The organism is Tistrella mobilis (assembly GCF_039634785.1).
In the GTDB taxonomy this organism is placed as follows: Bacteria; Pseudomonadota; Alphaproteobacteria; order Tistrellales; family Tistrellaceae; genus Tistrella; species Tistrella mobilis.
This window is the reverse complement of sequence record NZ_JBBIAB010000017.1, coordinates 47618-71789: the sequence shown is the minus strand read 5'-3', so window position 1 is coordinate 71789 and position 24172 is coordinate 47618. Positions and strand designations below refer to the sequence as shown.

Here is a 24172-nt window from a genome sequence, read left to right as displayed (position 1 = left end):
CAGCCAGCCTGGACCGGCCATCGCAAGCCGAAGCTTGCGATGGCCGGTCCAAGCCGCCATTGAGGCGGCGGCCAAGGGCGCGGCAGCGCCCGCCCGGCGAGGGACCAACAAAAAAGGAGCCCGCCATGTTGCGCTTCATCCTCTACCGCCTGGCGTCGGCGATCCCGACACTCGTGGTGGTGGCGCTTGCGGTCTTCGTGCTGATCCGCGCGATTCCAGGCGATCCGGTCACCACCATGCTCGGCGATCAGGCCGATCCGGCCACGGTTCAGGCGCTGCGCCAGGCCTATGGGCTGGACGGCCCCTGGCCCTGGCAGTTCGTGCTCTGGGTCGAGCGGCTGGCCTCGGGCGATCTCGGCCAGTCCATCACCAACGGTCTGCCGGTGGCCGAGCTGGTGGCCGACCGGTTTTCGGTCACGGCCGGCGTGGTCTTCCCGGCGGTCCTGATCGCGACCCTGGTTGCGGTGCCGCTGGGCATGATCGCGGCCTGGCGGCGCGGAGCCGGAACCGATCTCGCCATCACCGCCTGCGCCACCCTGCTGATGTCGATTCCCACTTTCTGGCTGGGCCTGCTGATCCTGATGTGGCTGGGGCTCAATCTGGGCTGGCTGCCGATCGTGGGTTATGTGGGCTTCGCCGAGGATGCCGGCCGGGCGCTCGCCTATCTGGTCATGCCGGTGCTGACGCTCACCATCGTCGAGATCGGCATTCTGACCCGCATGGCGCGTGCCAATACGGTCGAGGTGCTGCGGCTGGAATACGTCACCCATGCCCGGGCCAAGGGTCTGCCGGAACACACCGTGATGGCGCGCCATGTCTTCCCCAACGCCTTCGCGCCCACCCTGACCCTGGTCGGGCTGATCCTGGGCAATCTTCTGGGCGGGATTGCGGTCACCGAGACCATCTTCTCGCTGCCGGGGCTGGGCCGGCTGCTGGTCGATGCGATCTATGCCCGCGACTATCCGGTCGTCCAGGGCGGGCTTCTGTTCATCGCCGGGCTTTACGTGGTGATCAACCTGATCGTCGACCTGCTCCACCCGCTGTTCGATCCGAGGGTTGCGGCATGACTTCTGCACCTGCTTCCGCCGCCGATACCCGCGGCCTGAAACCGCTCCGCCGCCGGCTTCAGCCGGGGCTGTGGCTGGGGGTGATCCTGGTCGGCATCGTGCTGCTGCTCGCGGTCACCGGCGCCGTCTGGACGCCCTATAACCCGATGGCGCTCAGCATCCCCCATCGCCTGCAACCGCCCTCGGATCTGCACTGGCTGGGCACCGATGAATTCGGCCGCGACGTGCTCTCCAGGCTGATGAGCGGTGCCACCACCAGCGTCTCGATCGGCCTGGCCACGGTTGCGGTGGCAACCGTTCTGGGGGCGCCCATCGGCGTGCTGGCGGGCTTTCTGGGCGGCGCGGTCGACCGGCTGCTGGCCGTGGTCATTGATGCGCTGCTCGCCTTCCCGGGCATTCTGATGGCGCTGGGGCTGATGGCGGTGATGGGCCCGGGCGAGACCAGCATCGTGATTGCGCTCGGCATCGCCTATACGCCGTCGATGGCGCGGGTGGTGCGCAGCATCGTGATGTCGCTGCGGGCGCGGGAATTCGTCGAGGCCTCGGCCGTCACCGGCAATTCCACCCTCTACACCATGGCGGTGCATGTGCTGCCCAACGCCGCCTCGCCGATCATCGTGCTCGCCACCTCCATGTTCGGCTGGGCGCTTCTGTCGGAAAGCGCGCTCAGCTTCCTGGGGCTCGGCGTGCCGCCGCCGGCGGCGACCTGGGGCTCGATGCTCTCCGCCGGCCGGCCCTATCTGGCCCAGGCCGACTGGCTCACCATCTTCCCCGGCGCCTGCATCACCATGGCCCTGCTCGGCATCTGTCTGCTGGGCGATGCGCTGCGCGACCGGCTCGATCCCAGGATGCGCAACGCATGACCAGCCCGCTTCTCCTCGACATCCAAAACTTGTCTGTTGGTCTTGAGCACGGACCAACGGTTGTGGAAGACGCCAGCCTGTCGATCGCGCGCGGCCGCATCCTGGCGGTGGTGGGCGAAAGCGGCTCGGGCAAGACCGTGGTTTCGCGGGCGGTGCTCGATCTGCTGCCGTCGCCGCTGATCCGCCGGTCGGGCCGGATCCTGTTCGACGGCCGCGACATCACCACGCTTGAAGGGGCCGCGCGCCGCAAGGTCCGCGGCGGCCAGATCGGCATGGTGTTCCAGGAGCCGATGGTCTCGCTCAACCCCGCCCTGTCGGTGGGTGCGCAGCTGGTCGAAGGGCTGATGCTGCACGAGAAGATCGGCCGCGCCGAGGCGCGCGAGCGGGCGCTCGCCATGCTCGCCCGGATCCGGATCGACGATCCGGCGCGCTGTTTCGGCGCCTGGCCGCATGAATTCTCGGGCGGCATGCGCCAGCGGATCATGCTCGCCTCGGTGATGCTGCTGAAACCCCGGCTGCTGATCGCCGACGAGCCGACCACCGCGCTCGACACCCTGGTCCAGCGCGAGGTGCTGGAGCTGATGGTAGAGCTGGCGCGCGAGAACGACACCGCCATCCTGCTGGTCAGCCATGATCTGGGGCTGGTGGCGCGCTATGCCGACGACGTGGTGGTGATGCGCGGCGGCCGGGTGATCGAGCGCGGCCCCACCGCGCGGATCCTGCTCGACCCGCAGCATGATTACACCCGCAACCTGCTGGAGGCGATGCCCCGGCCGCGCCGGCTGGCGCCGCCGGCCCGGGCCGAGGTGCCGGTGGTCGAGGCGCGCGATCTGGTGGTGATCCACAAGGGCCGGCGGCGGATGCTGAAGCGCCAGCCCGACAAGCGCGCGGTCGACGGCGTCAGCTTCCAGGTGGCGCCCGGCGAGACCCTGGCGCTGGTGGGCGAAAGCGGTTCGGGCAAGACCACCATCGGCCGCTGTCTGGTCGGGCTCACCCGGCCGAGCGGCGGGCAGCTCACCTTCCGCGGCACCGATCTCGCCCGCGCGACCGGTGCCGAGGCCCGCGCCCGGCGGCTGGACTGCCAGATGGTGTTCCAGGACCCGTTTTCCTCGCTGGACCCGCGCCATGGCGTGGGGCGGATCGTGGCGGAGCCGCTGCGCCATGTTCCGGGCCTTGCGGCCGACGAGGCCCGCCGCCGGGTCGACGAGGTGCTGGAAGAGGTCGGGCTGGGCTCGGCCTATGCGAAGCGTCTGCCGCACGAGCTTTCGGGCGGCCAGCGCCAGCGCGTCGCCATCGCCCGCGCCATCGTCCGCCGCCCGGCCTTCGTGGTCGCCGACGAGGCGGTCTCGGCGCTGGACATGACGGTTCAGGCCCAGGTGCTGGATCTGTTCGGCGATCTGCAGCAGCGCCACGGCTTTTCCTGCCTGTTCATCACCCATGCGCTGTCGGTGGTGCGCCGCATCGCCCATCGGGTCGCGGTGATGAAGGATGGCCGGATCGTCGAGACGGCAGAGACCGAAGAGCTGTTCGCCCGGCCGCGCCACGATTATACCCGCGCGCTGCTCGCCGCCGCCCCGGTGCTGGAACCGGCCGCCGGGGGCGGCTGGCGGCTGGCCGGTCCGGCCAATGATCGTTCTGCACTATAACGATTAGAAAAGCAGTTTTTGCCCTTGGCCTCCGCGATCTGCGGTCCTATGCTCGAAGACGAGCCAGGACCGCAGGCGGATCGCCCCTCTTAATCTTCCGCCTGCCATGCCCCCTGCCGGAGCCCGCGCCCATGATCCCCGACGGCATCACCCTCGCCCAGCCGCATCTGAACTTCTACGATTTCGGGCCGACGCCCTTCTTCGCCCTGCCGAACGAACAGCGCGTCTCCTATTGCCTCTACGTGCCCAAAAGCTTCGCCACGGCCGATGCGGAGGCCCGCCGGCGCTGGCGGCTGATCGTCGCCATGCATGGCACCGGCCGCACGGCGGCGGCCTATCGCGACCATTTCGCGGCCTTCGCCGACGCCCATGACTGCATCGTGCTGGCGCCGCTCTTCCCCGTCGGGCTGATCGAGCCGGGGGAGATGTCGAACTACAAGCGCATCAAATTCCACGACATGCGCTTCGACCGGCTGGTGCTCGACATGGTCGATCTGGTCGGCAAGCGCTACGACATCGATGTCTCGCGCGTGGCCCTGTTCGGCTTTTCCGGCGGCGGCCATTTCACCCACCGCTTCCTCTATCTGCATGCCGACCGGCTGTTCGCGGTGTCGATCGGCGCGCCGGGCGGCGTGACCCTGCTGGACGAGGATCGCGACTGGTGGGTCGGCATCCGCAATCTGCGCGAGGTGTTCGGCACCGATCCCGATGTCGACGCCATGCGCCGTGTGGCGGTGCAGATGGTGGTGGGCGATGCCGATCTCGACACCTGGGAAATCACGCTGAAGCCGGGCATGCCCGGCTGGATGCCCGATGCCAACATCGCCGGCGCCACCCGGGTCGACAAGATCCGGAGCCTGAAGGCCTCGTTCGAGGCGAAGGGCATTCCCGTGCGGCTCGACCTGCTGCCGGGCGTGCGCCATGAAGGGCTGAAGGTGGTCGGCGCCGTCCAGGACTTCCTGGCCGGGGCCGTGGCCGCCACCAGGGCCTGACGCAGACACGACATCGGGCCGGGCCGCATGGGGAGCATGCGCCCGGCCCTGAAAGACCCCCGGACCGGACGATCCGATAACAATGTCCGGCCGGCTCGTGACGGGGACCGGCAGTGCGCTGCCGGCGTCGCTTCACCATCACCCAGCGAAGGGAAGGGGAAGACCCATGACCTGCGTGACCACGCGGCAGCTCGGCGCCGCGGCCGTCGTCACCGCGGCGCTGATCCTGCCGCAGACTGCCTTTTCTGCCGATGAAGCGCAGCGCACCGAGCGGATCACCATCGCGATCCCGACCGATCTGCGCAGCACCAATCCCGGCGTGCAGCGCGACGGCACGGCTGATCTGATCATGAACCACGTGGTCGAGGGGCTGGTCGGCCATCGTCAGGATCTGTCGGTCGGCCCGGTTCTGGCGGAAAGCTTCGAGCCCTCGGCCGACGGCCTGTCCTGGCGCTTTCAGCTGCGCAAGGGCGTCCACTTCCAGAACGGCGCCGAGATGACCTCGGCCGATGTCGCCTGGAGCTGGAACCGCTATCTGAAGGCCGAGACCGCCTGGCAGTGCAAGCGCTTCTTCGACGGCAAGCAGGGTGCTGCGATCACTGCGATCGAGACGCCCGAGCCCTATGCGGTGGTGTTCCGGCTGGAAAAGCCGAACCCGATGCTGCCGCTGTTCATGTCGAACCTGCAGTGCAACGCCGCCATCCTGCACCCGTCCTCGGTGAATGAAGACGGCAGCTGGAAGGCGCCGGTCGGCACCGGCCCCTATGTGATCGGCGACTGGAAGCCCGGCCGCTATGTGGAGCTGGACCGGTTCGACGGCTATACCGGCCGCGAGGGCCCCTCTGACGGCATGACCGGGGCCAAGCCGGCGCTGGCCGATCATCTGCGCTTCCTGATCGCGCCCGACGGCACGGTGATGAAGAACGCGCTTTATGCCGGCGAGCTGGATTTCGTGCCCGAACTCGGCGCCGCCGAGATCCCGGAAGCCGAAAGCCGCGGGGTGTCGATCTACAAGCAGCCGATCCTGTCCTGGCACCTGCTGCTGATGCAGACCCAGGATCCGGTGCTGAAGGACCCCCGCATCCGCAAGGCGATCGCACACGCAATCGACGTACCTTCGATTGTGGCCGTCGCCAGCGAAGGCGTCGCCACCGCCAATCCTTCGGGTGTTGCCACCGCCAGCCCCTATCACAACGCCACCCACGACCAGTGGCCGGCCTATGATCCGGCGCTGGCGCAGAAGCTGCTGAAAGAGGCCGGCTACAAGGGCGAGCCGATCCGCATCCAGACCAATATGCGCCCCGGCGGCTATCACGAAACCGCGGTCACCGCCCAGGCGATGATGCAGGCGGCGGGCATCAACGCCCAGATCGAGGTGCTGGACTGGGCGACGCAGCTGCAGAACTATCTGCAGGGCAAGTATCAGATGCAGTCCTTCGTCTATTCCTCCAGGCTCGACCCGGCGCTCGCCTATTCCTCGATCATCGGCGACAAGACCGAGCAGCCCAGCGCCAGCTGGGACGATCCGGATGCCATCAAGCTGCTGGAGGCCGCCAAGCAGACCATGGATCCGGCGGTCCGCGGCAAGATCTTCGATCGCATCCACAGCCGCATGGCCGAGGCGGTGCCGGTGATCGGCCTTTATAACGACGTCCGCGTCATCGCCACGGCGCCCGATCTGAAGGGTTATACCCCCTGGTCGGCCGGTTTCGACCGCTTCTGGGGCGTGACGAAGACGAAGTGAGCCCTGTCGGAAACACGGGTCCCTCCGACAGGGCCGGGCGGGGGCGGATGCACGGCATCCGCCCCTGCTTTTCGTCGCGCCCCCCCCTTCCGTCGCCCCCCTTCCGTCGCCTCCCCTTCCGTCGGGCTGCCCTCAGGGTGCGGGCGGCACCACTCTGACGGTCTTGCCGGCCGCGCGCGCCCGTGCCACCGTCTCGACCGTGCCGCCGGGCAGGGCGGCGCGGGTTTCGTCGATCACCGCCAGCAGGCAGTCGGCGCGGGCGAGCAGGGTATCGGCCTGGGCCCGGTGGCCCATGCCGTCATCGGGCAGGGCGGCCGTGCCCAGGGCGCGCAGGGCGGGTTCGGCGAAGCGGGTCGCCTCGGTCGCAACGGCCGGGTCGTCGGTGTGGAAGATGCGGGTGCCGTCTGCCGCGGTTTCGGCAAAGGGAAAGATCAGCCGGGGTGGCGGCAGGGCCAGAGAGGCCCAGGCGGCCACCGCGGCCTGATCGGCGCCGGGGGCATGGCCGCAGACCAGGGCCTCCACGCCCTGGCGGGCGATCAGCGCCATGAAGCCCTGGCGTAGCCGCTCGGTCAGCGCCGCCGGATCGCCGAAACCGCCAAGATCGCGATGTCCGACCACGGCGACCGTGCAGCCCCGGGCCCGCCAGGACCAGAGCGGTTCGATCGCCAGCCCCGGCCCGTGGCGGCGGCGCAGCGCCATGGCCAGGCGGTTGGCCAGCGCGAAACCCCCGGCCCCCGGCGGCCGGGCGAAATCGATGCGCAGCCGGCGGGGCGGGATCTGCCGTGCGGGGTTGAACTGGTCGTCCAGCGCGGCCAGCAGCGGCGGCAGGCAGGCATCGGGGTCGGCTGGGTCCGCCGCCAGGCAGAGATGCAGCTGCAGCTCGGTCACATCCGTGCCGTCGGGCGCGCCCTGGTCCGAGACATGCAGCCTGGCCGCACCGCCATCGGCCGGCAGCACCAGGAACAGGATGCGCGGGCGGTGCGGCCGCGCCGTCGCCTCGCTGTCGTCGCCGGATCTGGAGAGCAGCCCGCGCAGCAGCACCACGTCGTAGCGGCGGATCGTCGCCTGTTCCAGCGCATACCAGTCGTGCATGTTGTTGTGCAGGCGGCGGGTATCGTCGCGCAGGGCGCGTTCGGGCCGTTCCGTGGGCAGGAATTGTTCAAGCGCCCGCTCAATCGTCCAACGGTTGTGCTCGCAGATCGCGGCATCGCGCAGGCGGATGGCGGTCTCGCGGTCGTCCTCGTGCAGGGTCGTGCCGGGCCGAAGCCAGCTCTGCGGATCGCCGTTGCGGTCGATCCGGGCATAGTCGAGCGCGGCATCCACCCGTTCCAGCCCTTGCAGCAGGGCGGCATGGGCCCGGGGCGGCACCGTCGGCAGGGGCTGGGCCTCGGCGCCGAAATCTTCCAGCTTCATCGCCGCATGGCGGAACAGGGCCCGGTTGGCCTTGCGCCTGGCCTCGGGCAGGCTGTCCCAGCTCTCGGGCCGGTCGGCAAGGCCCATGGCGACGCTCGCCTCGGCATAGGCGGCGTGCAGCGCCTTGGGCACGGCATCCGGGTCGGGCGCCAGCAGCGGTGATCGGGCGATCACCCCGTCGATCGCGCCGAAGGTGCGGGCCATGGCCAGCGGCTGGCCCACCAGCTCGGGCGCGTCCTCGGCATGGCCGCCGGGGATGCGCACATGGATGGGGGCCGGGTCGATCCGGCGCATGGTGATCGCCCGATGCAGCGACAGGGCGGCGCGCAGGTTCAGGGCGTCGTTGCCGGTGGCGAAGACCCAGGCCGTCACCCCCGTGCGCAGCCCGTCGAGGCAGTCGTCGCCGGCGAAATCCAGCCGGTCGGCATCGCAGCTGCGGAAATCGAGCATCGGCCGCGCGCCCTCGGGCAGGGCTCCGCCATCGGGCTTCAGGAACCAGGCCGGCATGCGGCGGCGCATCCGCGCCTCGATCGCCGCGACATCGCAATCCAGAAAGGTGATGCGCGGCGGCCCCAGCGCCGTGCGCCAGCCGGTCAGCAGGGTTTCCACGGCGATCGCCTCGCCCTGGCTGCCGCAGCCCAGGATCACCAGATGCAGCCGCGCCGCCCCGGTTTCCACCGCCACCCGGTCGAAGCGCGCTTCCGCCATCAGCCGCCGGGCGGTTTCGTCGGCCAGCGAGAACCACGACAGCCCGGGCGCGCCCAGAAACCCGGCGCCCGCCGCCTCGGCCATCTGCCCGGCCACGGCGCTGTCGTTCAGCACCACCCGGATGTCGCGGCCCGGCCGGGCGACATGCGCCTGCACCGCCACCGCCGTGTCGATGGCGCGCAGATCGTCGCGGTCGCTTACATAGATCCGCTCGGCCCTTAGGGCATAGGCCCGGTCCAACAGCCGCGGATCCGACGGGTCGGCTTCCAGCAGCAGCACGCCATCCGCCGCCGCCCGCGCCGCCAGTTCGGGCGTCACCAGCGGCTCGACCGCAGTGATGCGGCGGATGCCGTTCCCCGGCTGGCGCAGGCCGGCGGCGATCGCCTGCCCGATCGGCCCATAGCCCAGAATCAGCGCACAGTGCCTGCCCCGACGGCGACACCAGCGGCGGACGGTCTGCCAGGCCTGCGGAAAGAAGGCCTGCAGGATCACCCAGACGGTGGTGACGAAGGCCCCGAACCTGGCCGCCTGCAACGCCGGCCCCACCGGCCCGCCGGCGTCGCGCGGGTCTTCGAAATTCATGAAAAACATCTGCAACGCCCGATAGGCGGCATCGGGCAGCGTCTCGAACAGGCTGCGCGGCGGCGGCAGCATCTCCCAGAACCCATAGGTGCCCAGGGCAAAACTGCCAAAGGCCACCACCGCCGGCACCACCCCCCACCACGCCCGCCGCCGCCGGCTCATCGGCCGGCTCCGGCGGCATGCGATACCAGCCCGCGGATCACTCGCTTCCCTCCGCCTCTGCCAGCGCCCGGCGCAGGATATCGGGCCAGTCGGCCTGAACCACAGTCAGCTGCCCGGCCGCTTCCAGCTGTTGGGCGATGTCGAGGGCCTGTTGCAGGGATGCGATGCGTCTGGCACCGGTGGTGACGGTGGAGATCTTGTAGTGGCTGATAACCAGATCGGTTTTTGCCTCGATGCTGTCACTCTGCTGCGCCAGTCGCGTGGCGATCTCCAGGCTCTGTTCATAGAGCGCCAGCGCCGCCGCCGGGTCTTGCCGTTGCCTGATATCGGCGATCCTGTCCAGGCTGACACTGAGATCGCGCTGGGCTTGGGTGTTCTCCGGCTCCCGCTCGGCCAGACGCTTGAAGATTTCCAGGCTCTGTTCATAGAGCGCCAGCGCCGCCGCCGGGTCTTGCCGTTGCCTGATATCGGCGATCTTCTCCAGGCTGACGCTGAGATCGCGCTGGACCTGCGTGTTTTCCGGCTCCCTCTTGGCCAGTCTCCGTCTGATCTCCAGGCTCTGTTCATAGAGCGCCAGCGCCGCCGCCGGGTCTTGCCGTTGCCTGATATCGGCGATCTTCTCCAGGCTGACGCTGAGATCGCGCTGGACCTGCGTGTTTTCCGGCTTCCTCTTGGCCAGTCTCCGTCTGATCTCCAGGCTCTGTTCATAGAGCGCCAGCGCTGCCGCCGGGTCCTGTTGCTGCCTGATATCGGCGATCCTGCTCAGGCTGACGCTGAGATCGCGCTGGGCTTGCGTGTTCTCCGGCTCCCGCTCGGCCAGCCGCTGCGTGATCTCCAGGCTCTGTTCATAGAGCGCCAGCGCCGCCGCCGGGTCCTGCCGTTGCCTGATATCGGCGATCCTGTTTAGGCTGACGCTGACATCGCGCTGGGCCTCCGTATTCTCCGGCTCCCGCGCGGCCAGCCGCTGTCTGATCTCCAGGCTCTGTTCATAGAGCGCCAGCGCCGTCGCCGGGTCTTGCCGTTGCCTGATATCGGCGATGCTGTCCAGGCTGAGGCTGAGATCGCGCTGGGCCTCCGTATTCTCCGGCTCCCGCGCGGCCAGTCGTCGTCTGATCTCCAGGCTCTGTTCATAGAGCGCCAGCGCCGCCGCCGGGTCTTGCCATTGCCTGGTATCGGCGATCTTGTTCAGGCTGACGCTGAGATCGCGCTGGGCTTGCGTGTTCTCCGGCTCCCGCTCGGCCAGTCGTCGTGTGATCTCCAGGCTCTGTTCATAGAGCGCCAGCGCCGCCGCCGGGTCTTGCCGTTGCCTGATGTCGGCGATCCTGTCCAGGCTGATGCTGAGATCGCGCTGGGCTTGCGTGTTCTCCGGCTCCCACGCGGCCAGTCGCCGTGTGATCTCCAGGCTCTGTTCATAGAGCGCCAGCGCCGCCGCCGGGTCTTGCCGTTGCCTGATATCGGCGATGTTGTTCAGGCTGATGCTGAGATCGCGCTGGGCTTGGGTGTTCTCCGGCTCCCGCTCGGCCAGTCGCCGTGTGATCTCCAGGCTCTGTTCATAGAGCGCCAGCGCCGCCGCCGGGTCTTGCCGTTGCCTGATATCGGCGATGTTGTTCAGGCTGACGCTGAGATCGCGCCGGGCTTGCGTGTTCTCCGGCTCCCGCTCGGCCAGTCGCCGTCTGATCTCCAGGCTCTGTTCATAGAGCGCCAGCGCCGCCGCCGGGTCTTGCCGTTGCCTGATGTCGGCGATCTTCTCCTGGCTGATGCTGAGATCGCGCTGGGCCTCCGTATTCTCCGGCTCCCGCTCGGCCAGTCGCCGTCTGATCTCCAGGCTCTGTTCATAGAGCGCCAGCGCCGCCGCCGGGTCCTGCCGTTGCCTGATATCGGCGATCTTCTCCAGGCCGAGGCTGAGATCGCGCTGGGCTTGCGTGTTCTCCGGCTCCCGCTCGGCCAGACGCTGGAATATTTCCAGGCTTTCCTCATAGAGCTGCCTTGCCTCATCCGGCGCTCCGAATTCAGCCAGTGACTGTCCAAGCTCGGCCAATGCTACGGCCCGGCTCCTCTCCAGCGCAGCACTCCGATTGTCCCCCGTGTTCAGCCTGTCCAGAAGTCTGCGTGCCTCCTCCAGAATCTCACGGACCATGGCATTGGGCAGGCCGGACCGGCGGAATTTCTGTGCCAGATTGAAAATCAGGGCATCGGCGGTTTCCGTCGCCGCAGCAAGCGCATCCGTGGCGCGCTGCGCCTCGCGGAGCAGTTTTTGCTGGTCTTCCACCTCCGCCCGATCCGACTCTTCGATGAACGCCCGTTCCGCGTCGCTGAACCGGTGCGGATATGCGGCCAGCCAGCCGCGGGCCCGGTCCAGCATGATGCCGGAGAGGAGGCCCTTGCGGCGCTCCGACGTCTCCAGCTTCTGCCAGTCCTGAAACATCTGGTTGAGCCGGGCCTTGCCGATCAGGAAGTCGCGGGCCTCGTCCAGCCAGCCGGACAGCCTGGGCCAGACCCGGAACAGGGCTTCATGGGCGACTTCGATCACGGTTTCGGAGGGGCCGCTGCCGTCCGCGCCGGCGCGGATATCGGTCACCAGCAGCCGTGCCTCGACCAGCCGCTGCAGCAGCGGCCGTGCCTCGTGGGGGATGTCCGCCAGCCGGGCCGCTTTGCGGACGAAGCCGCCTTCGGCATTGACCCGCACCAGCGCCGATACGAAGGCCTCGCGCAGCGCGGCGGCCTGGCTGTCGGTCAGGTCCGGCAGGGCGTCGTCGGCTGCCCGGCGCACGGCATCCTGCAGCGGGGTCCGGTCGGCCCGGCGGTCGCCCATCGCCTGGTAATGTGCCAGCGTCCAGGCCGTGTCCGTGCCGATGGTGTCGTACATCCGGCGCAGCAGAAAGGCGATCAGGGGCAGGGCATCATCGCTTTCGGCATCGGCCGTCAGCGCCGCGATCATCTCCTCGTCGACCTTCAGGTGAACGAGCTTTGCCGGATCGCGCACCAGGCTGCCGATATGTGCCAGCGGCATCCGTGCCAGCGGGTGGAGCACGGCCGGCGCCGACAGCCCGTCCACCGTCTGCCAGTCTCCCAGATGGTCCGAGCGGAGCGCCGCGATCGCGACGAAGGGCAGGTCGTCGGCCAGTGCCGCATCCAGCAGGGCGAAGAAGGCCCGCTGTTTCGATGGTTCGGCCCTGGTGAACAGCTCTTCCGCCTGATCGATCGGGATCAGGATCTGCGCATCCAGGGCGCCGGCACGCCGCCTCAGCGCCCGGGCGATCTCCCGCAGGGCCTCGCCGGGCGTGGCCGAGGCCAGGGCTTCGCGCCAGCGCCGTTCCGCCTCGCCATCGCCCGGGCTCTCCCCGGGCCCCGCCTCGCGCAGCGTCAGCAGCAGCGTGTCGATCAGCCGATCGACGGGCTCGGCCTCGGGGCGAAAGGGTTTGCAGACGATCCAGTTGTCCCGGTCATATCGCAGGCGTGCCACCAGCCCGGCCCGCAGCAGCGAGGACTTGCCGCTGCCCGAGGCGCCGAGCAGCGTGATCAGCCTGGCGCCGCCGCTGGTGCGGATCTGCCGCAACCGCTCCATCAGGTCGAGGATTTCGGCATCGCGCCCGAAAAACACCGCCGCCTGGGTTTCTTCGAACGCGGGCAGGCCCGGAAACGGCACCGTGCCCCGAGGCAGATCCAGATGTGCGCGTGATTGCAGGGTAATCTCGGTCAGCCGCCTGACGAGCCACGCCAGCCCGACGTCGCGGCCGGCGGTCAGGTCGATGTGTTGCAGATCCTTGCCGACGATCTTCTCTTTGGTCGCGGTGAGGATCAGGATGAAGATCGCCTTGCCCAGCGCCCGCGCCTGGGTGAATTCGACAAAGCACCATTTCGAGTCGAGCCAGTTGTCGGTGACTATAAGCACAACGGCCTGGGCTCGCTCTACCTCGTGGTATAATCTTCGCTCCCAATCGTCTCCGGGCTGAATACCCCCATGCTTGTCGATATCCAGAAACCTGTTGTCGAAGCCCGCGCTCTTAAGCCGGGCGTCGATCTCGGTCGCGTCGTCGTTATCGCGGTTGGAATGCGAAATGAAGATCCGGACCATCGATCACGTCCTTGTCGAAAAGGGCGCTGCAGGGTGGTGGCGTATCGAAGGCACATGGCCCGGGAAGAGAGCAACCAGGGTTGGGGGCCGCGCAGAGAACGGCCCCCAACCCTGGTGTGAAGTATCGCGAACATTTTCGCTTTGGTGCGCGGCTTTGGGAAGTCTTTTCTGATGCGCCGGGCTTTCCAACCGGGGCCTTATCCGGCGGCGATCCGCTCTTCCGGCATCTCCAGCCGGTAGTGGCCCAGGCCAGCGATCAGGTGACGATGGTGTAGAACCATGTGGTTTCCGCCGGCCTGGCGCCCACCAGCAGCAGGGCTTCCCGCGGCATGGCGGCAAGGCCGGCGGTGACGTAATGGCGGCGCGATCGCGCGCTGCCCCGGGCAGGCGTCGTCATCCTGGCATTCCCTGGGAGATCTGGCCTTACGAGATCTGGCCTTACGAGATCTGGCTTAAGCAGATCGGGTGAGAATGCAGGCGTCAGCGCGCCTGCCGGGCCCAGTAATCGAAGGTCGCGTTGACGATGGCGGGCTTCAGCAGATAGTCGTGCGCCTCGGCGGCGAGCGTCGGGTCGACCGGGGTCAGCGGTCCGAAGGCCGCCTGGGCGCGCAGCTGCATCCGCGCCGCCCGTTCCAGATAGACCGCCAGATAGGTCGCTTCCTCGCAGCTGCCGCCGGTGGTCAGATAGCCGTGATGGGCCAGGATGATCGCCCGTTTCGTGCCCAGCGCCCCGGATATGATCACGCCTTCCTGATCGGCGATCGGCACGCCCGGCCAGTCGGCCAGAAAGGCGCAGTCGTCGTGCAGCGGCGTCATGTCCATCTGCGCGATCACCAGCGGCTGGCGCGCCGCGGCAAGGGCTGCGGCCCAGGGCGAATGGGTGTGGATGATCGCCCTCACATCCGGACGGGCGTCATAGACCCAGAGATGAAAGCGGGTGGCGGGGTTGGCCATGCCGCGGCCCGTAAGCGTGTTCAGGTCGCGGTCGACCTCGATGAAATCGGCGGGCGTCGCCTCGTCGAAGCCCAGGCCGAAACGCAGCGTCCAATAGGCGCCGGGGCGGTCGGATCGCACGCTGATCTGTCCGGCCAGCCCGGCCTCCTGGCCGGTCATCGCCAGAATCCGGCAGGACGTGGCCATGGTCTCGTGCAGGCTGCGGCTGGTGGGGGCCAGGTGTCGGGCCATCTCGTCGGTGGCGCGGCGGTCGAAATACGCCTTGTCGCGCAGCGTCTGGTGCGGGGCGGACGGGTTGGTCATGGCGGTTTCCTCCTGCGGTCTGCCGCCGGTCGTGGTTGCCGGCGGTCATCGGCCGGCCCAGTCTGCCGGCCATGCGCGGCCCTGCCTATGTTCCGCGGCCGGTCTCGGCCATAGCAGCGTCAGCCGCGGCAGAGCCGGACGACCCAGCGGCAGAAGGCGGCGCTCAGCTGCGGGTCCATGCCGCGATCCGACGCATAGGCCTTGTAGACCATGCCGGTCGAAAAGCGGGTCTCGGGCACCGCCGCCAGCAGGCCCTTCTGCAGATAATCCGCCACCACCGTCTCGGGCGCCAGCACCAGCCCCTGGCCGGCCATGGCGGCCGGCAGGGCCATGTAATGATGATCGTAGCGCGATCCCATGCGGATATCGCCCTCGCCCAGCCCCCGGGCCGCCAGCCAGGCCGGCAGGATGTCGGGGCGGGAATTGACGATGAACAGCGGCACCGCCGCCAGGGTCGCCAGGGTGATCCGCCGGGCGATCCCGGGGGCCGCGACGCAGACCACCTTTTCCTCGGCGATGGTCCATTCCTGCACCGGGCCGGGCAGGACCAGATCGCGGGTGATCAGCACGTCGAAATCGCCATGCAGTTCCTGAGAGGTGACCGAGGTCAGCACGTCGATCGGCACATCGCCGTGTTCGCGGCTGAATTCGGCGATCCGCGGGATCAGCGTGGTGAAGGCGAAGGTGGGCAGAGAGGTGCGCACCACCAGATTGCGCCGGCCGCTGCGCCGGCGCCGCATCAGCCGCACCGAAAAGGCGATCTCTTCCAGTGGTGCTGTCACCGCTTCGGCCAGCTGGCGGCCCAGTTCGGTCAGCACCACGTTGCGGCCCTGCCGTTCCAGCAGGGGCGCGCCCATATGGGCTTCCAGCAGGGCCAGATGCCGGCTGACGGCGCTTTGCGACACGCCGATCCGGGCGGCGGCCCGCGAGACGTGAACATCCCGCGCCACCTCGCAAAAGGCGCGCAGGGCGTTCAGCGGGATGTCGTCGTGATCTGTCCCCATGCGTTCTTCTCCCCCCTGCTTCGCCCGCATGCTGGCGCATCCATGCGCCGGATCATAGACCAATCTCATTTCCTGATGAATGTCACGAGATCTTCATCCGTCGCCGCTATTGGGGAGGGCAGGGCACACCTGCAGACGAAAGCTGAGACATGGCCAGAATCGATATCGACGACGTCGTCGTCACCTATGGCGGCCGGCCGGTCATCGATGGCCAAAGCATGACAATTCCGGATGGGTGCTTCTTTACCATCCTGGGGCCCAGCGGCTGCGGCAAGACCACCTTTCTGCGCCTGATCGCCGGCTTTCTGGCACCGGCCCGCGGCCGGGTGGCCTTTGCCGGGCGCGACGTCACCCGGCTGCCGGCCCATCGGCGCGATTGCGGCATGGTCTTTCAGGACTATGCCCTGTTCCCCGACCGCAGCGTGTTCGAAAACGTCGCCTACGGGCTGCGCGCCCGCCATGTGTCCGAAACCGAGATCCGCCGCCGGGTCGGCGCCTGTCTGGAGCGGGTGGAGCTGGCCGGTTTCGCCGATCGCCAGCCGGCGGCGTTGAGCGGCGGCCAGCGCCAGCGGGTGGCGCTGGCGCGGGCGCTGGTGATCGAGCCTCTGGTCCTGCTGCTCGACGAGCCGCTCTCGGCGCTGGATGCCCGGCTTGCCGCCGGCATGCAGAGCTTCGTGCGCGACATCCAGCGCGATTATGGCGTCACCACGGTTTTCGTGACCCATGATCAGCGCATGGCGCTGACCATGTCGGATCGGGTGGCGCTGCTGCGCGCGGGCGGGGTGGAACAGATCGCCAGCCCGCGGGAGATCTATCATCGGCCCCGATCCACCTATGCCGCCGATTTCCTGGGCGCCGCCAATCTGCTGGCGGTCGATCTGGACGGGATCCGGGGCGAGGTTGCGCAGTGCCGGCTGGGCGGTGCGCGCATCGCCGCCCATGCCAATGGCTGCCGCCCGGGCGATGCCGTGCGGCTGTGCATCCGCGAGGAAGAGGCCCGCATCCTGGCCCCCGGCGCGGGCGATCAGGGTGGCGACAACCGGCTGGGCGCCACCGTCACCCGCCTGACCTTCATGGGCGAGGCCACGCGGGTGGAGCTTCGGCTTCAGGGCGGTGCCGCGCTGCGGCTGATCCAGCCCAACGGGTTCGGCGCCACGGCGCCCGAGCCGGGCAGTGCGGTGACGGTGGAGCTGTCCCCCGGCTGCTGTCTGGTGCGGGAGGTTTAGGCGATGCGCGGATTTCCGGTCTGGACCGTCGCCAAATTCGCCTGCCTGGCGGTGCTGGCGGCCTTCGTCGCCGTGCCGCTGTTCCGGCTTTTCGCCCTCAGCCTGCAGGGGCCCGAGGGCTGGAGCCTGGACGGCTACCGGCGCTTCTTCGCCACCCCGGCCCTGGTCGATGCGCTGGTCAACACCGTGACGCTGGGGATTGCGACCGCGCTGGGTGCCCTGCTGCTGGGCCTGCCGCTCGCCTTCGCCGTCGCCCGGCTGCGCCTGCCCTGCCGCGGGCTGCTGGCCCTGGCGCCGCTCGCCACCTTCGTGCTGCCCGACATCATCGTCACCCAGTCCTGGCTGATGGTCTTCGGCAATAACGGGCTGGTGACCAATCTGCTCCATGATCGCTTCGGTATCACCCTGCCGGGCTTCTATGGCTGGACCGGGCTGGTCTTCGTGATGGTCCTGCAGCATTACGGCTATGTCTATCTGCTGGTGCTGGCGGCCTTTCGCGGCATCGACCGGTCTCTGGAAGAGGCGGCGACGGTGCTGGGGTCGGGCCCCGGCCGGGTCTGGCGCACGGTGACCGCGCGGCTGCTGCTGCCGCCCGTCGCCACCGCGGCGCTGATCGTCTTCACGCTCGCGGTCGACAATTTCGGCGTGCCGGTGATCGTGGCCCCGCGGGTGCCGGTGCTGTCGGTGGCAGCCTATAATGCCTTCGTCAGCGAATTCGGCGGCGGCGGCACCATGCAGGCCACCATGTCGGTGGTGCTGGTGGCCCTGGTGGCGCTGGCCCTGATCCTGCAGAAGGGCCTGGCCCGGGGGCGCGGTTATCAGATGGAGGCGGGGCGCGCGCCCGTGCGGATCGACCTGCCGGCGCCGCTTGCCCGGCTGGTCGGCGGCGGGCTTGCCGCCATGGTGCTGCTGTCGCTGCTGCCGGTGGCGGTGGTGGCGATCGGCGCCTTCACCCACAGCATCGGCCCGGTGCTGCATTGGGGGCGGTTCTCGCTCGGCAATTTCGCCAGCCTCGCCTCGTTCGGGGCCGAGGCGATGCGCAACTCCTTCGGCCTTGCGACCCTGGCCTCGATCGCGGGCGTGCTGTTCGGCACGGTGCTCGCCTGGCTGTCGATCAAGAAGCGCTCGGGCCTCACCCATCTGCTCGACTATCTGGGCCTGCTGCCGCTCGCCGTCTCGGGCACGGTGCTGGGCATCGCGCTGATCAACACCTGGAATGGCGGCTGGTTCGCGCTCACCGGCGGCTGGCTCATCATGGCGATCGCCTATTTCATCCGGCGCATGCCCTATGCCGTCAACACCACCGCCGCGGCGGTCTACCAGATCCGCGATTCGATCGAGGAAGCCTCCATCAGCCTGGGCGTGCCGCCGGGGCGGAGCTTCCTGAAGGTCGTGCTGCCGCTGCTCCGGCCGGCCATGGCCGGCGGGGCGGTCTTCATCTGGGTCACCACCCTGTCGGAGTTGAGCGCGACCATCGTGCTCTACTCGCCCGGGCTCACCACCATGCCGATCCAGATCTATCAGCAGATCGACAGCGGCTATATGGGCCCGGCCTCGGCCTACAGCCTGATCCTGCTCCTCTCCATCTTCCTGCCGCTCTGGCTCGCGACCCGCATCTTCGGGATCCGCGTCTTCGCCACGGACTGATGGTCCCTGGTGCCCTGCGGCCCGCCCCATCCGCCACCCCATCGACGGAAACCCGACATGTCACGCGCCTCCCTGCTCAAGACCCTCATCCTGGCCGGCACCGGCCTGATCGGCAGCCTGGCTTTCGCCAGCCTTCCGGCCGCGGCCGAGACCGCGGTGCTCTATGCCTCCAACAATTCCGCGGCGGTCGATGCGCTGCTGAAGGTGGTGGGGGATGCCGCCCCCGATCTGGAGGTGGAGGTGGTGCGCGGCGCCACCGGCGCCCTGCTGAAGCGCATCGAAGCCGAGGCCGCCGCGCCCAGGGCCGATCTGTTCTGGAGCGCCGGTTTCCCGACACTCGCCGCCTATGGCGCGGTGCTGGCGCCCTATCACACCAAGGTGGAACTGCCCGCCGACATGGTCGGTCCCGACGGGCTCTGGACCGGCGCCAATGTCCACGTGATGGTGCTGATGGTCAATGACCGCCGCCTCGACGGCCGGCCGATGCCCGCGGGCTGGGCGGATCTGTTCGATCCGGCCTGGAAGGGCCAGGTGGTGATCGGCGACCCGGCCAATTCCTCCTCGGCCTATGCCCAGATCTACGGCCTGTATCAGCTCTTCGGCCGCGAGGGGCTGGAGAAGCTCGCCCGCAATGTCGTGGTCACCGGCAGCTCGTCCAATGTCTACAAAAGCGTGGCGGCCGGCGAGTTCGCCGCCGGCATCACCATGGAATATTCCGCCGAGGCCTATGTCGCCGGCGGCCAGCGCGAGATCCGTCTGGTCTATCCGGCGGAGGGCACCTTCCTGTCGCCGGAAGGCATGGCGGTGGTGAAGGGCGCGCCGCATCCGCAGGCGGCGCAGCGCCTGCTCGACATCATGGCCTCCGATGCCGCCCAGGCGGCGATCTTCGCCGCCACCTGGCGCCGGCCGGCCAATGACCGGGTCGATGTCACCGCCATCGCCGGCCTGCCGCGGCTGGCGGATCTGAAGGTGATCGCGGTCGACCAGGATGCGGCCGCCCGCGACCGCGACCGGGTGCTGGCGATCTGGCAGGAGGTCACGGCGGCCGCCCGCTGACCCGACACCGCTGCCCCGCCGCGGCGTTCTCCGCCGCGGCGGCCACTCCCATCCATTCCCCCTCTGCTCCACGCCGGGATGTTTCCGACACAATGATCACGCTTTCCGCCCGCATGAGACAGGTGGCGCCGTCCGCCACCAAGGCGATGACCCAGATGGCCGCGGATCTGCGCGCCCGTGGCCGCGACGTCGTGGCGCTCAGCCAGGGCGAGCCCGATTTTCCCACCCCCGCGGCGGTGTGCGAGGCGGCGGTGCGCGCCATCGCCGAAGGTCGGACCACCTATACCGCGGTCGCCGGCATCCTCCCGCTGCGTCAGGCGATCGCCGCCAAATTCGCCCGCGAGAACGGCCTTGATTTCACCCCCGACCAGGTGACGGTGGGGTGCGGCGCCAAGCAGGTGCTGTTCAACGCGCTGATGGCGACGCTCGATCCGGGCGACGAGGTGGTCTTCGCCACCCCCTGCTGGGTGTCGTACCCCGAAATGATCAAACTGGCCGGCGGCGTGCCGGTGCCGGTCGCGACCACCGCCGCCGACGGCTACCGGCTGCGGCCCGAGGCGCTGCGCGCGGCGTTGACCCCGCGCACCCGCTGGCTGATGCTCAATTCGCCCGCCAACCCGACCGGGGCGGTGGCGGGGGCCGAGGATCTGGCGGCGCTGGCGGCGGTGCTGCGCGAGGCCCCGCAGGTCATGGTGCTCTCCGACGACATCTACGAACATCTGGTCTATGGCGAGACCGCCTTTGCGACCATGGCCGCCGTCGCCCCGGATCTGGCGGGCCGCACGCTCACCGTCAACGGCGTCTCGAAATCCCATGCCATGACCGGCTGGCGGGTCGGCTATGGCGCCGGCCCGGTTGAGCTGATCCGCGCGATGAACACCATCCAGGGTCAGTCCACCTCGCACACCTGTTCGATCGCGCAATATGCCGCCATCGCCGCGCTCGACGGCGATCCGGCGGTGATCGAGGGCTTCCGCAGCGCCTTCCGCCGCCGCCGGGATCTGCTCTGCCGCGAGATCGCCGCGATCCCGGGCCTGTCCTTCCATCTGCCCCAGGGCGCTTTTTATCTGTTCGTCGACTGCACCGCCCTGATCGGCCGGACGACGCCGGTGGGCCGGGTGATCGGCACCGACGGCGATCTGGCGCTGTATCTGCTGGACGAGGCAGGCGTGGCGCTGGTGCCCGGCAGCGGTTTCCTGGCACCCGGCCATCTGCGCATCAGCTATGCCGCCGCCGACGAGACCCTTCTCCGCGCTGCGCGGGCCATGGCGGCGGCGATCGCCCGCCTGTCCTGAGCCTGCACTTCCTTCTCCTTCTCCTTCTCAAGAAAGAAGATCGATGACATCGACCCGACGAGCCTTCCGCGATCGCGTCTGCGGCGGCGCCCACACCATGCCCGCCCGCATCATGGCCGCCCACAACCCGCTTTCGGCACGGCTGGTGGAAGAGGCCGGTTTCGACGGCGTCTGGGCCAGCGGTTTCGAAATCTCGGCGGCGCTCGGCCTGCCCGATATCAGCCTGGTTTCGATGGCCGAGCATCTGGAGGTCGTACGCGCGATGGCGGCCCGCACCCGCCTGCCGGTGGTGGCCGATATCGACACCGGTTTCGGCAATGCCCTCAACGTCCTGCATGCCGTGCGCAGCTACGAGGCGGCGGGGGCCGCCGCGGTGGTGATCGAGGACAAGGTCTTTCCCAAGGTCACCTCGCTGGTCGAGGGCGGGCGCCAGGACCTGCTCAGGATCGCCGAGTTTCAGGGCAAGATCGAGGCCGCCCGCCACGCCCGGAACGACCCGGATTTCCTGATCATCGCCCGGACCGAGGCGCTGATTGCCGGCGCCGGGCCGGATGCGGCGCTGGAACGCGGCCGGGCCTATGCCGCCGCCGGGGCGGATCTGCTGCTGGTCCATTCGAAATCGCCCGGGCCCGACGAGATCGAAGGCTTCATCGCCGCCTGGGATGGCGGCATCCCCATCGTCATCGTGCCCACCGCCTATCCGCAGATGACCATGGCGCGCGCCGCGGCAAGCGGCCGGGTCGGCCTGGTGATCTATGGCAACCATGCGATCCGGGCCGCGGTCGCCGCCATGCAGCAGAGCTTCGCCCGGATCATGGCCGATGGCGACACGCTGGGCGTCGAGGGCGGCATCGCCCCGGTCGGTGAAATCTTCCGCCTGCAGGGCATGGATCAGGTGGCGCGCGACGAGGCGGCATTTCTGCGCTGACCGGCCGCGCCGCTGAAATGCCGGGGCCCTTGGCCAGTCCAACGGCATGGCGGCCAAGCGAAACCATCCGGGTCATCTGCCGCCCGACGGCCGTTTCCGTTTCGGAAGCGGCCGTTTTTTCATGACGGCCGCCGCATCGTTACAAGAGCAGCGGCCATAAGAACCAGACAAGAATGAGTATGTCTGAAGACTGCCCAAAATGGGCAATCGTAGACGTCAAGTCGATATGTGTCAGTTTGATGAATTATGGCCGGTCGACTTGGAATCGGGATGCAGAGGCGGAAGACGCGGGCCTATAGTGCCCTCGCCGCGGCGCTTCCGATCCATATCCCGCTGGAGATGTTGGCATATGTCCGTCCTTCGTCGCCTTCCGGCTGTTGCCGGAGGACTGTTGATGCTCGGCCTGAGCATCGGCACCGCCCAGGCCGCCGACGAGATCACCGGTGCCGGTGCGACCTTCCCCTACCCGGTCTATGCGAAATGGGCCGAGGCCTATAAGGCCGAAACCGGCGTGTCTTTGAACTACCAGTCCATCGGCTCCGGTGGCGGCATCAAGCAGATCAAGGCGCATACCGTCGATTTCGGCGCCTCGGACATGCCGCTTGAAGCCGCCGATCTGAAGGCGGCCGGCCTTGTTCAGTGGCCGATGGTCATGGGTGGCGTGGTGCCGGTGGTCAACATCCCGGGCATCGCCGCCGGTGCGCTGGAGATCGACGGGCCGACGCTTGCCGCGATCTATATGGGCAAGATCACCAGGTGGAACGATCCGGCGCTGGTGGCCCTGAACCCCGGCGTCAAACTGCCCGATCAGGCGATCGCCGTGGTCCATCGCTCCGACGGATCGGGCACCACTTTCCTGTTCACCACCTATCTTTCCTCGGTCAGCGCCGACTGGAAAAAGGATATCGGCGCCAGCACCGCGGTCGAATGGCCGACCGGTCTGGGCGGCAAGGGCAATGAGGGTGTGGCCAACTTCACCGGCCAGACCCCGGGTTCGATCGGCTATGTCGAATACGCCTATGCGCTTCAGAACAAGCTGGCCTGGCTGAAGATGAAGAACCACGACGGCGCCGTGGTCGCCCCGGAAAGCAAGACCTTCCAGAGTGCTGCCGCCAATGCCGACTGGGCCCATGCCGAAGGCTATCACCTGGTTCTGACCGATCAGCCGGGCCGGGACAGCTGGCCGATCACCGGTGCCAGCTTCATCCTGATGCACAGCCAGGCGGACCAGCCGGCCCGCGCGGCCGCCGCGCTCAAATTCTTCGCCTGGAGCTATGCCCATGGCGGCAAAGCGGCGGAGAAGCTCGACTATGTGCCGATGCCGCAGGCGGTGGTGCAGATGGTCGAAAAGACCTGGGCCGACAGCATCAAGGGCAAGGACGGCAAACCCGTCTACTGATCCCGGCGTCGTCTGTGCATTGCGTCTGTCGTCCGGCCGCCGGCGGCGGGGGGCATCCCCTGGCCGGCGGCGGCCCTGCGAGGTTTCATGAGCGTCGAAGAGGCCGGCCTTGCGCCGGAGCCGGACATCGTTTCTGCCCATCCGGTGGCCCGGCCGCTGCACCTCAGCGCCCTGCCGGCGGGGCTGGGCTGGGACGGGCCGTTCCGGCGGCTGACCGGGGTTGCGGCCCTGATGGTGGTGGCCGCACTTGCCGCCATGCTGGTGGTGCTGGTGATCGGCGCCCTGCCGGTGGCCGATCGGATGGGGGCGGGGTTTCTGGTCACCCAGGCCTGGAACCCGGTGACCGATGTCTATGGCGCGGTGGCGCCGGTGGCGGGCACGCTGATCACGGCGGCCATCGCCATGGTCCTGGCGGTGCCGGCGGCGCTCGGCATCGCCATCTTCCTGAATGAACTCTGCCCCCACCGGCTGCGCGCGCCGCTGGCGGTGGCGGTGGAATTGCTGGCCGCCATTCCCAGCATCATCTACGGCATGTGGGGGCTGTTCGTGCTGGCGCCGGTGCTGGCCTCCACGGTCTATCCGGCGTTGATCGGTACGCTGGGGCCGCTGCCGCTTCTGGGCGCGCTGTTCCAGGGGCCGCCTTTCGGCATCGGCGTGCTCACCGCCGGGCTGATCCTGGGGGTGATGGTGCTGCCCTTCATCACCTCGGTCGCCCGCCAGGTGCTGGCAGAGGTGCCGCCGGTGCTGCGCGAGGCCGCCTATGGCGTCGGCGCCACCACCTGGGAGGTATCGCGCCGCGTGCTGATCCCCCATGCCCGGCGCGGGCTGATCGGCGGCGTGATGCTCGGCCTCGGCCGTGCGCTGGGCGAGACGATGGCCGTCACCTTCGTCATCGGCAATGCCCATCGCATCCATGCCTCTCTGCTTCAGCCCGGCACCACCATCTCGGCGACGCTCGCCAATGAATTCACCGAAGCCTCGGGCGATGTCTATGTCTCGGCGTTGACGGCGCTGGGGCTGATCCTGTTCGTGGTCACCTTCGTGGTGCTGCTCGGCGCCCGCACGCTGCTGAACCGCACGGGGAGGGCGGGTCGATGAGGGAGGAGGG

17 protein-coding genes are annotated in these 24172 nt (G+C 68.7%); 12 read left to right on the top strand and 5 right to left on the bottom strand.

Annotated features, from left to right (window positions below; translation table 11 throughout):
* Window positions 1-125: 125 nt before the first annotated feature.
* From WI697_RS20740 to WI697_RS20720, 5 genes are all read left to right on the top strand, one after another.
* Entirely contained in the window at window positions 126-1067 is a 942-nt protein-coding gene (locus tag WI697_RS20740; protein WP_014752803.1) for an ABC transporter permease, read from the top strand.
* Window positions 1064-1930, top strand: coding sequence for an ABC transporter permease (locus tag WI697_RS20735; RefSeq protein ID WP_156503158.1), 867 nt, complete (start codon window positions 1064-1066; stop codon window positions 1928-1930). The genes WI697_RS20740 and WI697_RS20735 overlap by 4 nt, the downstream gene beginning before the upstream one ends.
* Entirely contained in the window at window positions 1927-3576 is a 1650-nt protein-coding gene (locus WI697_RS20730; protein ID WP_345959798.1) for an ABC transporter ATP-binding protein, read from the top strand. Before WI697_RS20735 ends, WI697_RS20730 begins: the two co-directional genes overlap by 4 nt.
* Before the next feature lie 131 nt (window positions 3577-3707).
* Window positions 3708-4568: a hydrolase gene (locus WI697_RS20725; protein ID WP_041607295.1), complete on the top strand. Its 861-nt coding sequence runs from the start codon at window positions 3708-3710 to the stop codon at window positions 4566-4568.
* Between the two features lie 166 nt (window positions 4569-4734).
* Window positions 4735-6312: an ABC transporter substrate-binding protein gene (locus WI697_RS20720; protein WP_296715217.1), complete on the top strand. Its 1578-nt coding sequence runs from the start codon at window positions 4735-4737 to the stop codon at window positions 6310-6312.
* 132 nt (window positions 6313-6444) lie between these two features.
* Here WI697_RS20720 and WI697_RS20715 read toward each other — a convergent pair whose 3' ends face one another.
* The 5 genes from WI697_RS20715 to WI697_RS20695 form a co-directional block, all read right to left on the bottom strand.
* Window positions 6445-9177 (bottom strand): NAD-binding protein, encoded by a 2733-nt coding sequence (locus tag WI697_RS20715; protein ID WP_345959797.1) that lies wholly within the window; start codon window positions 9175-9177, stop codon window positions 6445-6447.
* A gap of 37 nt (window positions 9178-9214) precedes the next feature.
* Window positions 9215-13252, bottom strand: a complete 4038-nt coding sequence (locus WI697_RS20710) for an nSTAND1 domain-containing NTPase (protein ID WP_345959796.1) — start codon at window positions 13250-13252, stop codon at window positions 9215-9217.
* 256 nt (window positions 13253-13508) lie between these two features.
* A complete protein-coding gene (locus WI697_RS20705) occupies window positions 13509-13649 on the bottom strand; it encodes a hypothetical protein (RefSeq protein WP_345959795.1) in 141 nt (46 codons plus the stop codon).
* An 83-nt stretch (window positions 13650-13732) separates the two neighbouring features.
* A complete protein-coding gene (locus WI697_RS20700; RefSeq protein ID WP_345959794.1) occupies window positions 13733-14509 on the bottom strand; it encodes an aldolase in 777 nt (258 codons plus the stop codon).
* A 119-nt stretch (window positions 14510-14628) separates the two neighbouring features.
* Window positions 14629-15513 carry a LysR family transcriptional regulator gene (locus WI697_RS20695; RefSeq protein ID WP_345959793.1) on the bottom strand — a complete coding sequence of 295 codons (885 nt, stop codon included), beginning with the start codon at window positions 15511-15513 and terminating at the stop codon, window positions 14629-14631.
* A 149-nt stretch (window positions 15514-15662) separates the two neighbouring features.
* Between WI697_RS20695 and WI697_RS20690 the strand changes: the two genes are divergently transcribed.
* The 7 genes from WI697_RS20690 to pstC all read left to right on the top strand — a co-directional run bounded on the left by WI697_RS20690 (window position 15663) and on the right by pstC (window position 24162).
* A complete protein-coding gene (locus tag WI697_RS20690; RefSeq protein ID WP_345959792.1) occupies window positions 15663-16739 on the top strand; it encodes an ABC transporter ATP-binding protein in 1077 nt (358 codons plus the stop codon).
* Window positions 16740-16742: 3 nt separating this feature from the next.
* A complete protein-coding gene (locus WI697_RS20685; RefSeq protein WP_345959791.1) occupies window positions 16743-18386 on the top strand; it encodes an ABC transporter permease in 1644 nt (547 codons plus the stop codon).
* Between the two features lie 57 nt (window positions 18387-18443).
* Window positions 18444-19442, top strand: a complete 999-nt coding sequence (locus tag WI697_RS20680; protein ID WP_345959790.1) for an extracellular solute-binding protein — start codon at window positions 18444-18446, stop codon at window positions 19440-19442.
* 92 nt (window positions 19443-19534) lie between these two features.
* Window positions 19535-20737 carry a pyridoxal phosphate-dependent aminotransferase gene (locus WI697_RS20675; RefSeq protein WP_345959789.1) on the top strand — a complete coding sequence of 401 codons (1203 nt, stop codon included), beginning with the start codon at window positions 19535-19537 and terminating at the stop codon, window positions 20735-20737.
* Window positions 20738-20780: 43 nt separating this feature from the next.
* Window positions 20781-21665 (top strand): isocitrate lyase/phosphoenolpyruvate mutase family protein, encoded by an 885-nt coding sequence (locus WI697_RS20670; protein WP_345959788.1) that lies wholly within the window; start codon window positions 20781-20783, stop codon window positions 21663-21665.
* Between the two features lie 394 nt (window positions 21666-22059).
* Window positions 22060-23064 (top strand): phosphate ABC transporter substrate-binding protein PstS, encoded by a 1005-nt coding sequence (gene pstS, locus WI697_RS20665; protein WP_082828320.1) that lies wholly within the window; start codon window positions 22060-22062, stop codon window positions 23062-23064.
* A gap of 87 nt (window positions 23065-23151) precedes the next feature.
* Window positions 23152-24162, top strand: a complete 1011-nt coding sequence (gene pstC, locus WI697_RS20660) for a phosphate ABC transporter permease subunit PstC (RefSeq protein WP_345959787.1) — start codon at window positions 23152-23154, stop codon at window positions 24160-24162.
* The last annotated feature ends 10 nt before the right edge of the window (window positions 24163-24172 follow it).